Raw genomic sequence first — 11,382 nt, 5'->3', positions numbered from 1 at the left:
CCCCCCCCTCCCCCCCCGACTGCGTCGGCGGTCCCCCTCCCCATCGCTGCGCGACAGGGAGGACTTGCGGTACTTCCCTTCCCCCTCACTCCCCTGTAGGGCGCGGCCCATGGCACTCGCACCGATCCTCAGCTGGGAAAATCTCGGCCTCGTCCAGGGCAATGGCTGGCTCTTTCAGGGCCTCGACATCAACGTGGGGCCGCGCGACCGGCTGGCGCTGATCGGCCGCAACGGCGCCGGGAAAACCACGCTGCTCAAGCTGCTGGCGGGCATCGTCGATGCCGACAAGGGCACTCGCTCGGTGCAACCGGGCACGCGCGTCGTCACGCTGGAGCAGGACCCGTTCTTCACCGGCTACGCCACCCTGCTCGACTTCGCGATCCATGGCGACGACGCCCCCGCGCAGCACGAGGTCGAGGCGATCGCCGACCAGCTCGGCATCGACCTTTCGCGCGAGGCCGCCAGCGCATCGGGCGGTGAGCGCCGCCGCGCCGCGCTGTGCCGCGCGCTGGCGATGGAACCCGACCTGCTGCTGCTCGACGAGCCGACCAACCACCTCGACCTTGCCGCGATCGACTGGCTGGAATCGTGGCTGCAGCGCTACAACGGCGCCTTCGTGGTCATCAGCCACGACCGCACTTTCCTCACCCGCCTGACCAACGCGACGCTGTGGCTCGACCGCGGCGGCCTGCGCCGCAAGGACATCGGCTTCGGCGGCTACGAGGCGTGGGAAGAGGAAGTCTACGCCGAGGAAGCGCGCGCCGCGCAGAAGCTCGACGCCAAGCTCAAGATCGAGGCGCACTGGCTGGAACGCGGCGTCACCGCGCGCCGCAAGCGCAACCAGGGTCGTCTGGCCAAGCTGTGGGAAATGCGCGCCACCCGCGCCGCGATGGTCGGCCCGCAGGGCGCGGCCAAGCTGGAAGTCGTCGCCAACGACAGCAAGACCAAGTCGGTGATCGTCGCCGACAAGGTGACCAAGGCCTTCGGAGACCGCACGGTCATCAAGGACTTCTCCCTGCGCATCCAGCGCGGCGACCGCATCGGCATCGTCGGCGCCAACGGCTCGGGCAAGACCACGCTGCTCAAGCTGCTGATGGGCGAGATGCAGCCCGATTCCGGTACGATCACGCAGGCCGCCAGCATGGAGCCCACCGTGATCGACCAGCAGCGCAGCCGCATGGAGCCGGAAATGCGCATCCGCGACGTGCTGGCCGAAGGCAGCGACTGGATCGACGTGCGCGGCGTGCGCAAGCATATCCAGGGCTATCTCAAGGACTTCCTGTTCGATCCGGGTCTGGTCGAGGCCAAGGTCGGTACCCTATCGGGCGGCGAGCGTTCGCGCCTGCTGTTCGCGCGCGAATTTGCCACCACCTCCAGCCTGCTGGTGCTCGACGAGCCGACCAACGATCTCGATCTGGAAACGCTCGACCTGCTGCAGGAAGTGATCTCGGACTACGACGGCACCGTGCTGATCGTCAGCCACGACCGCGACTTCCTCGACCGCACGGTGAACATCACGCTGGGCCTCGACGGCTCGGGCCACATCGACGTGATCGCGGGCGGCTATGCCGACTGGGAAGCCAAGCGCCGCGAGCGCACCGTGGGCGCGGCGAAGAAGACCAAGGCGGAAACCGCAGCCGCCGCACCGCAGATGCCCGCCAAGAAGGCCAAGCTGTCCTACAAGGACCAGCGCGACTACGAACTGCTGCCCAAGCGGATCGAGGAACTGGAAGGCCTGATCGCGCGCGACGAGACGGCGCTGTCCGACCCGGCGCTCTATACGCGCGACCCGAAGAAGTTCGCCGCACTGACCGACGCCATCGCCAAGGCACGGACTGAAAAGGATACGGCGGAGGAGCGCTGGCTGGAACTGGCGGAGCAGGTCGAGGGCTGAAACCCACCCCCAACCCCTCCCGCAAGCGGGAGGGGAGGCAATGGAACGCCCCTCCCGCGAGCGGGAGGGGAGCGAGACTTGGCGATTTATCGCCTAGTCGCAGCGGGGTGGGCATACCGTGCGCAACGCCCCCTTGCCAAACCCCGCCAATCGGTCGATAGCCCTCTCAAACCAAATCGGTTACAGAGGCTCCGCATGATAAACCGCATCCGCGACATCCGCCGCCAGAAGAACATGACGCTGGCCGACGTGGCGCTGGCCTGCGATCCGCCGACCACCGCGCAGACCATCGGTCGCCTCGAAACCGGCATGCGCAACCTGTCGCTGGTATGGATGAACCGCATCGCCGCCGCGCTGCAGGTGGAGCCGGAAACCCTGCTGCGCTCCGAAGGCGCCGAGCCCGCCCGCCTAGTCGCCACGCTGGGCACCAAAGGCGCCGAGGCGCTGAAGAAGCCCGTCGATGCCGTGCTGCCCAACGATCTCTCCGCCGACGCGCCGTGGGTGGTCGTTTCCGTAGACGCCGCCGTCGGCGAATACCGCGAGGGCGACCAGCTGTGGCTGCGCCAGCACCGTCCGGAAGAGGCCACCGACCTGCTCAACCGCGACGTCCTCGCGCCCATGCCGGGCGGACGCTTCGCGTTCGGTCGGCTTACCGAGGGTAGTGCACAGACCGTCACCCTCCTGCCGCCCGCCGCTGGCAAAAGCCCGGTCGCGGTGGAACAACCCGCCTGGCTCGCGGTTGCCGAAATGCTGGTCCGCAAGCTCTGACCCTCGGCCGCCACGGGAAATCCATGCACGTCCTGTCCATCGCCACGCTGTTTCCCAACCCGGTGAAGCCCTCGTTCGGCGTTTTCGTCGGCAACCAGATGCGCGCGGTCGTCGCCAGCGGTCAGGTGGAACTGACGATGGTGAGCCCCATCGGCATCCCGCCCTGGCCACTCTCCACGCGCGAGCCCTACGCGCGGCTGAAGGATATTCCGGAGGTGAGCGACGCGGTGGGCCTCAAGGTCCACTACCCCAAGTTCACCACGTTCCCGAAAGTCGGCGGCGACACCAATCCGGGGCGCATCGCCCGTGCCGGGTTGCCGCTGGTGCGCAAATTGCACAAGGAGAAGCCCTTCGACCTCGTCGATGCGCAGTTCTTCTTCCCGGACGGCCCGGCCGCGGCGATCGTCGCGCGTGAACTGGGCATTCCGCTGACAATCAAGTCGCGCGGGGCGGACATCCATTTCTGGGGCCAGCGCCCGCATGCCCTGAAGCAGATGCTGGAGGCGGCGCACCAGTCCGCCGGGCTGCTCGCGGTCAGTCAGGCGCTGCGCGAGGACATGATCCAGCTCGGCATGCCCGCCGACCGGATCGACATCCACTACACCGGCCTCGACCGCGAAAAGTTCCATCCGATCGAGCGCGGCGCCGCTCGCGCCCTCGTCTCAGCGATGCCGAATCTCGGCATCTGGTCCGAAGGTCCGCTGCTGGTGACGCCCGGTGCGCTGATCCCGCGCAAGGGTCAGGCGCTGGTGATCGAGGCGCTGTGCCGCCTGCCCGAAGCCCGCCTTGCGCTGGCCGGTAGCGGCGAGGACGAGGCACGGCTGAAAGCCCTCGCCCAGCGCCTCGGCGTGGCCGAGCGCGTGCAGTTCCTCGGCCTCGTCGATCACGAACTGCTGCCGCACGTCCTGTGCGCGGCGGACGTGCTGGTACTGCCCTCCGCCAGCGAGGGACTGGCGAACGTGTGGGTGGAGGGCCTCGCCTGCGGCACCCCGATCGTCATTCCCGACATCGGCGGCGCGCGCGAGATTGTCAGCGACGCCAGCGCCGGACGCATCGTCGAACGCACCCCCGACGCCATCGCGGCAGCGGTGGAGGACATCCTCGCCGATCCGCCGACACAGGCGCAAGTAGCCGAACACGTCAGCCGCTTCTCGTGGGGCGTCAATGCCGAGAACATCGTGCACTTCTGGAAGGGCGTGCTGGGGCAGGACGAACCCGCCCCGGAGCTTGAGGAAACCGCCTGACTTTTGCTTCGTCATTGCGAGCGCAGCGAAGCAATGACGGATTTCAGAGCGACGAGCCGCCGTCCAGCACGAACTCCGCGCCGGTGGCGAAGGCGCTCTCGTCGCTGGCGAGGTAGAGGCACAGCGCCGCCACTTCCTCCGGCTTGCCGAGACGGCCGATCGGGTGGCCCGCGACCCATTCGGCGTAGAGCTTTTCGGGCTGGTCGGATTGCGCCAGCACTTTGTCGAGGATCGGCGTGTGGATCACGCCGGGATGCACCGAATTGCAGCGGATGCCGTACTTCTCGTGCGCGTAGTGCAGCGCGATCGACTTGGTCATGTGAGTGACGCCCGCCTTCGCGGCGTTATAGGCGGCCAGATAGTCCCGAGCACGGATGCTCGCCATCGAGGCGATGTTGATGACCGAACCGCCGGTGCGCTTCATCAGCGGAACGACATGCTTGCAGCCAAGGAACGGCCCGGCAAGATCCACGTCGAGTTCATGGCGGAAAGCGTCCAGAGTCAGCGCCTCCACCGAGCCGACGGTGGTGATCCCGGCGCAGTTCACAAGCACGTCGAGGCGGCCATGCAGTTCGTCCGCCCGAGCGAAGGCGGTGATCCACTGATCTTCCTGCGTCACGTCGAGAGGGACGAAATGCGCCGCCGCGCCAAGGTCTGCGGCCAGCCGCTCGCCCGCAGCCGCGTCGATATCGGCGACCAGCACCGCTGCGCCCTCGGCCATGTAACGGCGCACGATCGCCTCGCCCAGCCCCGAGGCGGCGCCGGTGACCAGCGCCACTTTGCTTTCGATCCGTCCCGTCATGCCGCTCTCTCCGTTTTTCTTCGGCCACGGACTTGGCCCGCGGCGTCGCTCTCGGCCACCTGTGCAAAGTGAGAGCGGCGCTTCGCCCGGGGCGCCCCTAGCCTTCGCGGCACAACGAAGAGAGGACAATTCCATGCGCATCATCGTGGCCGGCTGGCTGCGCTATGCAGGCGACGAGAGCACCTGCGCCGAGATCATCACCACGGGCCGCGACCACATCCTCGCCGCGCGCGAGGAGAAGGGTTGCCTCGCCTATACCTGGGCGGTCGATCCGATCGATCCCGGCGTGATCCAGGTCTACGAGGAATGGGAGAGCGAGAAAGACCTCCTCCAGCACTTCGCCGACCCGCCTTACGCCGACATGCGCGCGCATCTGGAGCAGTGGGAGATCACCGGGTTCGGCGTGCAGCTTTACGGCGCGGGCGTACCGGAGGCGGTCTATGCGGATGACGGCTGGCCGCGGAAGGAGATTTTCGGGGTAAAGCTGGAAGGCTGACACCGGGCAAATGTGCGTCGTCCCGGACTTGATCCGGGACCGCTGGCCGTGAACCACCGAACCATCGGCAGGGTGCTTCGCGGCGAGCACGCATCTAAAGACAGCCAGCGGCCCCGGATCAAGTCCGGGACGACGTCACCCCTCGATCGGGATCAGGAAATCCATCGTGTAGCGCTTGGCCTTCCAGCCCTCGGGCGTGCGCACGACGTCGAAGTAGTAGCGCCCGTTGACGGTGATCCCGCCGCCCGCCTTGTACTTGCCCATGCCGATCACATAGGCGCGGATCGACGCGGTATCGCCGTCGTAGGCGGTGATCGCGAAGTTCGTCAGGTAATGCGCGTGGGCCGCCATGGCCGCGAAGGTGTCCTCGAAGAACTTGCGGATCTCGCCGTGTCCATTGAGGCTGGGAAAACCGATGCCCGACAGGTCGAACACCGCGTCCTCCACGAAGACGGCGCAGATGCCGTCAAGGTCATGCAGGCTGTCGACGGCATGGGCATAGGACACAAGCAGGTCCTGGATCGCCAGACGATCCTCGATGGGGCAGGCTGTCATTGAAGCAAGATCCTCTCTTATTGCGTCGTTACGGGAAAGCCGGGGCGGATCGGGTCGGAGCCGTCCCAGCCTTGCGCAGCGCCGGCGATGCGGGCGAAGAATTCGCCCTGCAGCGGGTTTTCCTCGATCAGCTCGATCATGCAGCCGAGCGTCGCCGAGGTGTCGATGTAGGAAAAGCGAAAGCCGCCGAAGCTGCCATCCACCGCCGTCACGAAGCCCTGCTGCGCATAGCGCGCATGCACCGCATCGTAATCATCGGTGTAGATCGCGAGGTGGTGGAAGCCGCCCTGCCCCTTCGCCACCGTATCGCGGTAGGCGGAAGGGTTGTCGCAATGCTGCTGGATCAGCTCGATCTGCACGCCACCGGACTGCGCGATCGCCACCGAGAAATCCAGACCCGAGGCAGGCCGCCCGCAATAGGAATATTCCTCCAGCACCACATGCGGCACGGTGAGGAACGGCCCGATTCCGGTGGTACGCACCCAGTCCATACAGGCGACCTCAAGGTCCTCGACCATGAAGGCCACCTGCATGACGTGGGAGCCCGGAACGCCGGGCGCGACCATTATTCCGGCGCGCCCTTCACGTAATCGTTGAGCAGTTCGTGGAAGCGTTGGATGCGCTTTTCCTGACCCGGCAGGATGCAGCCCTTGAACCCGCGCGAGTTCAGGCCCTGTTGCTGGCTGGTGCCGATCGACAGGTCCTGATCCGCCACGTAGCCCACCGAAACGCCGTCGCCGTAGACCGAATGGCGCGCCACCGCGTCATGCTGCAGCGGCAACATGCCGAGAGGAGTGAAGACCTCCTTCATGCCCTCGACCGGCGGATAGAGGCACCAGTGCTGGAAGACGCACTTTTCCGGGTCGGTCGGGTGCGGCTCGGTGCGCAGGACCTGCAACTGCTCGGGGCTCATGGTGAGCGTCAGGTTGGGGAACAGAGTACAGTGGAAATAGTCCACCAGCTGCTGGTCGCTCATGTTGTCGTAATTGGTGTAGCCCCGGCCCGGACCGAGGCGGCGCTTCGCCTCGATGATCGCTTCGCGCAGATCACCCGTGCGGCCGTTGTATTCCTCGGGATCGATGCCCCACGCCCGCGCTGCCTCGCCCAGCGGAGCGGGCACTTCGGAGGTGTGGTAATCGACGCGGGTGGTCGCCTGATGGCCCTTCATCCACATCGAGTTGTGGCCCGAGGGGTACATCTCGAACAGGGTGTCGGGCAGGCCGTCGTTGATGAAGGTCGCCAGTTCGGGGTGGATGGTCGGGAGGTGGTAGCTCTCGTTGAAGTTGTCGCGGATGATCTTCCAGTTGAAGTCCGCATCGGCCGAGACGTTGAGCACCCGCACCCAGTTCTCGATTCCGTAGCCCTTCAGGCGCTCGGGGAACGGATCAAGCCATTCGTGCAAGGGGGCGACGTCGTCGTCCATGCACCAGAACACGAACGGGCCCCATGTCTCGCAGCGCAGTTCGGAAAGGTGGACCTTACCGCAGGGCGTGCCGCCTTCGAAATCGTCGGGGTCCTGCACTTTGGCGAGGGTGCCGTCGAGGTCGAAGGTCCAGTTGTGATAGCCGCAGACGATGCGCGGCACGCTGGCCATCTCGCCCAGCACGAGCCGGTTACCCCGGTGCGGGCAGGAGTTGTAGAACGCCTTGATCGAGTCGTCTTCCTGCTTGACCATGATGACGGACTCTTTGGCGAAGTTGTGGCGGATGATGTCACCCGGCTCCTCCAGTTCGGCGAGGAGCCCGCCAAGGTGCCAGACCTTGGGCCACAGGTTCTTCATCTCGCCGTCCATCCACTCCTTGGTGGTGTAGCGGTCGGCGGTGATGGTGTCGCCGCGCACCGGCGGATCGAATTCCTGCGAGTAGCGGGAAACCTTGGTCTGGATGTTCATGGCTTCAGGTATCCTGTGATTATCGCTGTTATCGTTGGCTGGGATCGTCGCCCCGGCGGCCGCCGCGCGGCGCTCCTGGATTGGCGGCGAAGAAGTCGAGGGTGCCGGGATCGTCCTTGACCCAGTCGGTCACCAGCATGCGGGTGACGATGCGCCATTCGCCATCGCGGCAGGCATAGGTGTCGAGGTAGCGGCCCGATATGAACAGGTCGCGCACGCCCCCGTCCTCGCTCGAAACCGAGTGCCAGGCCTGGAAGTACCACTCGCCGGTGGCGCCATCCCCGTCGACGGCGATGCGCGACTGGCCGAGCAGGTGGTGCGTGGCGTTCATGTCGGCGAGGAAGCCTTGCGCGAAGGCTACGAATTCGTCGGCGCTGCCCTTCATCAGGCCGCAGTCGACGACGGCGTCGTCATGGAAGGCGCTGCGCTGCAGTTCGGGCTCCAGCCGGTCGAGCCCGCGCATATAGCGCGCCGCCGCATCGGCGATGTCGCGCCGCGCGGCCAAGTCACGGACCTCAGCCTCGAGGTCGAAGCGGGTGGTCGTCAGAGTGTCCAAGAGGCAGGACTCCGGACAGATTGCTCGCGTGCGCTGGGCATGGCCTTTCACTCTCCCGTTCCCGGACAGGGCGCGTCTGTTTTCTTGCGCGCCTCTGGCCTTGAGTGCGGCCGGCGATAAATAAACCGGCTCAACTGCCGGTTTTTATGCTACGCTCCGGCGCATCTGCTAACCTGCGACTTAGGATAGGTTCGGGCGAACCCGCTGATAGCGCAGGGAAACAAAGGGATACGGGGGAAGGACGATGAAGGCCGAGGCACTGCAGGACCGGATGCTCAACGCGCTCATGCCCGAACTGCATGCCCGCCTGCCGGAGAATGGCGTCCCCGAAAAGTGGCAACAACGCAAGAGCGCGATGATGCGCGAGCGGCTGGTTTCCGGAGCGATCGACTGCCTCGTGGAGAGCGGCTACCCCGGCCTTACCACCGCCGCGGTGGCGAGCGCCAGCGAGGTGTCGCGCGGGACGATGCACCATCACTTCCAGACCAGAATGGAACTCGTGTCCGCCGTCGTCGATCAGGTCGTCTACCACCGGATGCGCACGTTCCTCGCCGACTACTTCGACGCGGTTTCGCGCCGCACCGACGAGCCGATGATCGAACTGGCCTGCGATGCCCACTGGCGCTCGGTCCAGACGCGGGACTATGCGGCATGGCTCGAACTGGCCGTCGCGGCCCGCACCGACGCGGAACTGGCGGCGATCTTCGAACCCGCCGCGCGCCGCTACGACGCCATCTGGGCAAGCGAGATGATCGAGGCCTTCCCACAATGGCGGGAGGACTGGGACAACCTGAAACTCGCGCACGACTTCACCAGCGCGGTGCATGCCGGGATGCTCCTGCACAAGCCGATCTTCGACGACACGCGGGTCGACCGCCTGCGCCGCTTCGCCGCACGCACGATGCAGAAGCTGAGTGAGGATGCGGCGGGGGCTTCGACAAGCTCAGCCTGAGCGGGATCGGGAACAGAGCCCTACCTCCGCTCACCCTGAGCTTGTCGAAGGGGCGCTGCACCCGCGCTTCTCTCAAAAGTCACAGGTGTCGCTGCGGCGATCCCTCTTCCAGACTTGCTCCCGATAACGAATCCCGAAAACCGGGCATCGAAGGAAAGGATATCCCGATGGCGACAGTGGCAATCACCGGAGCAGCGCGCGGCATCGCGTTCGAACTCGTCAAGCAGCATGCCGAGCGCGGCGACCGGGTCTATGCCCTCGCCCGCGATCCCTCGGGCGCGGCCGCGCTCAACGAACTGGCAGCCTCTTCGGACGGCAGGATCACGGTCCACGCGATGGACGTGGGCGACAATGCCTCGGTCGCCTCGGGCGCCGCGGATACCGGCAGCGAACCGGTCGACGTGCTGTACAATGTCGCCGGCGTCACCGGTAAGGCGGAACCGCAGTTCGACGGGATCGACTGGGACGACTTCGACAATTCGATCGAGATCATGCTGAAAGGCCCGCTGCGCGTGCTCAGCGCCTTCCTGCCGCGCCTGCACGAAGGTTCGAAGGTCATCAACTTCTCCAGCCAGCTCGGCGCATCGACCTGGCCTTACGGGGGCTACTGGCCTTACGCAGCGGTCAAGGCGGGCCTGAACCGCATGATGCGCTCGGTCGCGTTCGACCTGAAGGATCGCGGCATCGTGGTCGGCGTCATCCACCCCGGCTACGTCGCCACCGACATGAGCGGCCCCGGCGCCGACATCTCCCCGCAGGAAAGCGCGTCCTCGATCATGGCCCTGACCGACGGGTGGGCGATCGAGGAGACCGGCGAATTCTACAAGTGGAACGGCGAAAAGCACGCCTGGTAAGGAGACTTCGACCATGGCGTTCACCGGACCGCTGGAGGACCGCATCCTCATCCGCGAATTGCTCGATACTTATGCCCACGCGGTGATGACCCGCGATGCCGAGACATGGGCCTCGACCTGGGCGGAGGATTCGTACTGGGCCTTGCCCGAATTTCCCGACCTTGGCGGCTTCACCGGCAAGGAAACGATCGTTTCCGCATGGGTGGAATCGATGAAGAACTACGGCCTCGGTGGAAACGCTGCGAAGCCGATGGTCTACGTCGCCCACCCCGGCGAGATCCGCGTCAACGGCGACCGGGCCTCGGCGATCTCCTACACCTCCGAGATCTTCGAGGACCCGGCCTCGGGCAAGACCATGCGCCTTCGCGGCCGCTACGTGGACGAACTTGCGAAAGCGGACGGCCAGTGGCGCTTCACCCGCCGCGAATACACGACCTTCGACGCGCGCGAGGATTGATGCCCCGTCGTCCCGGGGCCAAGCCCGGGACGACGACGGCTTCACAACCCGAGCTGCTCGAACATCTTGCGAGTCATCGCGCTCATGTGAGCCATGACTTGCGCAATGGTGCCCTGCACTTCCGCGAAGCGCAGCGGCTTGACCCGCTCGACCAGCACTTCCTCGGGCGTCGGCTGCTGCGCGAAAAGCGCCATGACCTCGTCGGCGAAATCCCCGAGCGGCTGGTAGCCTTCGCGCGTGCTCTGGCCGGGGGTGAGGTCGGTCTGCACGGCGGGAGGAGCAAGTTCGATCACCTCGACGCTACCACGCAGCATCTCGCGAAGCGACATCGTGTAGCTGTGGATCGCAGCCTTGGTCGCATTGTAGGTCGGCGTGCCCGGCAGCGGCACGAAGGCGAGGCCCGACGTGACGTTGACGATCGTCCCGTCGCCCTTGGCCACGAGATGATCCACCAGCGCGTCGATCAGCCGGATCGGGCCGAGCAGGTTGGTGGTGATCGTCGCCTCGGCGTCCGACAGGTCGCGCGCGCGGTCCAGTCGCTCGTACCGCATGATGCCGGCATTGTTGACCAGCACGTTGAGCGCCGGGAACTTCTCCAGCACTTCTGCGGCGAAGGCGGCGACGCCTTCTGCGCTTTCCACGTCGAGCCTGATCGCATGCATGTTCTCGCGGCCCGCACTGGCGGCTTCCAGGGCGTCTAGGCGGCGCCCGGCGACGATCACGGTGTTACCCGCGTCGTGGAAGCGCTGCGCCAGCGCCTCGCCGATGCCCGAGCCGCCGCCGGTGATGAGGATGGTGTTTCCGGTGGTCTTCATGGGGACACTCCTTGGTTGACGCCTCCGATCTAGCACTCCACATTCTATCGGAAAGAAGGCACCCAAAAGATTTATACTTACCCGAAAGAGAGTGACCC

At 65.9% G+C, this 11,382-nt stretch carries 13 protein-coding genes; 7 read left to right on the top strand and 6 right to left on the bottom strand.

Translation table 11 applies throughout. From position 1 onward, the window contains the following. The first annotated feature begins 109 nt into the window (after window positions 1-109). The 3 genes from LH128_RS14715 to LH128_RS14705 all read left to right on the top strand — a co-directional run bounded on the left by LH128_RS14715 (window position 110) and on the right by LH128_RS14705 (window position 3,906). On the top strand, window positions 110-1,894 hold the full coding sequence (locus tag LH128_RS14715) for an ABC-F family ATP-binding cassette domain-containing protein (RefSeq protein ID WP_008830440.1): 1,785 nt from the start codon (window positions 110-112) through the stop codon (window positions 1,892-1,894). A gap of 195 nt (window positions 1,895-2,089) precedes the next feature. Next, window positions 2,090-2,662: a helix-turn-helix domain-containing protein gene (locus LH128_RS14710; RefSeq protein ID WP_008830439.1), complete on the top strand. Its 573-nt coding sequence runs from the start codon at window positions 2,090-2,092 to the stop codon at window positions 2,660-2,662. Between the two features lie 23 nt (window positions 2,663-2,685). After that, the gene (locus LH128_RS14705) at window positions 2,686-3,906 is read left to right on the top strand and encodes a glycosyltransferase (protein WP_008830438.1); all 1,221 of its coding nucleotides are present in this window, start codon (window positions 2,686-2,688) and stop codon (window positions 3,904-3,906) included. A gap of 43 nt (window positions 3,907-3,949) precedes the next feature. Here LH128_RS14705 and LH128_RS14700 read toward each other — a convergent pair whose 3' ends face one another. Continuing rightward, the gene (locus LH128_RS14700) at window positions 3,950-4,708 is read right to left on the bottom strand and encodes a glucose 1-dehydrogenase (RefSeq protein ID WP_008830437.1); all 759 of its coding nucleotides are present in this window, start codon (window positions 4,706-4,708) and stop codon (window positions 3,950-3,952) included. 133 nt (window positions 4,709-4,841) lie between these two features. On the opposite strand from LH128_RS14700, the gene LH128_RS14695 reads away from it, so the two are divergent. Then, window positions 4,842-5,204 carry a putative quinol monooxygenase gene (locus LH128_RS14695; protein WP_008830436.1) on the top strand — a complete coding sequence of 121 codons (363 nt, stop codon included), beginning with the start codon at window positions 4,842-4,844 and terminating at the stop codon, window positions 5,202-5,204. A gap of 135 nt (window positions 5,205-5,339) precedes the next feature. Here the strand turns inward: LH128_RS14695 and LH128_RS14690 are convergent, their stop codons facing one another. From LH128_RS14690 to LH128_RS14675, 4 genes are read right to left on the bottom strand one after another with little or no spacing between them, the layout of a single operon-like run. Beyond that, complete coding sequence (locus tag LH128_RS14690) at window positions 5,340-5,759, bottom strand: nuclear transport factor 2 family protein (RefSeq protein ID WP_008830435.1); 420 nt, start codon at window positions 5,757-5,759, stop codon at window positions 5,340-5,342. 17 nt (window positions 5,760-5,776) lie between these two features. Then, window positions 5,777-6,325, bottom strand: a complete 549-nt coding sequence (locus LH128_RS14685) for a VOC family protein (RefSeq protein ID WP_008830434.1) — start codon at window positions 6,323-6,325, stop codon at window positions 5,777-5,779. Beyond that, a complete protein-coding gene (locus LH128_RS14680) occupies window positions 6,325-7,650 on the bottom strand; it encodes an aromatic ring-hydroxylating oxygenase subunit alpha (RefSeq protein WP_008830433.1) in 1,326 nt (441 codons plus the stop codon). The genes LH128_RS14685 and LH128_RS14680 overlap by 1 nt, the downstream gene beginning before the upstream one ends. A 28-nt stretch (window positions 7,651-7,678) precedes the next feature. Then, window positions 7,679-8,206 carry a nuclear transport factor 2 family protein gene (locus LH128_RS14675; RefSeq protein WP_008830432.1) on the bottom strand — a complete coding sequence of 176 codons (528 nt, stop codon included), beginning with the start codon at window positions 8,204-8,206 and terminating at the stop codon, window positions 7,679-7,681. A 244-nt stretch (window positions 8,207-8,450) separates the two neighbouring features. Here LH128_RS14675 and LH128_RS14670 point away from each other — a divergent pair, with 244 nt between their 5' ends. The 3 genes from LH128_RS14670 to LH128_RS14660 all read left to right on the top strand — a co-directional run bounded on the left by LH128_RS14670 (window position 8,451) and on the right by LH128_RS14660 (window position 10,469). Then, window positions 8,451-9,158, top strand: a complete 708-nt coding sequence (locus LH128_RS14670; protein WP_008830431.1) for a TetR/AcrR family transcriptional regulator — start codon at window positions 8,451-8,453, stop codon at window positions 9,156-9,158. A gap of 167 nt (window positions 9,159-9,325) precedes the next feature. Then, entirely contained in the window at window positions 9,326-10,012 is a 687-nt protein-coding gene (locus tag LH128_RS14665; RefSeq protein ID WP_008830430.1) for an SDR family NAD(P)-dependent oxidoreductase, read from the top strand. Window positions 10,013-10,025: 13 nt separating this feature from the next. After that, on the top strand, window positions 10,026-10,469 hold the full coding sequence (locus LH128_RS14660) for a nuclear transport factor 2 family protein (RefSeq protein ID WP_008830429.1): 444 nt from the start codon (window positions 10,026-10,028) through the stop codon (window positions 10,467-10,469). Between the two features lie 41 nt (window positions 10,470-10,510). On the opposite strand, the gene LH128_RS14655 is transcribed toward LH128_RS14660, so the two are convergent. Continuing rightward, complete coding sequence (locus tag LH128_RS14655) at window positions 10,511-11,284, bottom strand: SDR family oxidoreductase (protein ID WP_008830428.1); 774 nt, start codon at window positions 11,282-11,284, stop codon at window positions 10,511-10,513. Window positions 11,285-11,382 lie beyond the last annotated feature (98 nt).

The organism is Sphingomonas sp. LH128 (genome assembly GCF_000293195.2).
In the GTDB taxonomy this organism is placed as follows: domain Bacteria; phylum Pseudomonadota; class Alphaproteobacteria; order Sphingomonadales; family Sphingomonadaceae; genus Novosphingobium; species Novosphingobium resinovorum_A.
The sequence above is the reverse complement of the archived record's forward strand: the minus strand, read 5'-3'. Positions and strand labels throughout refer to the sequence as shown.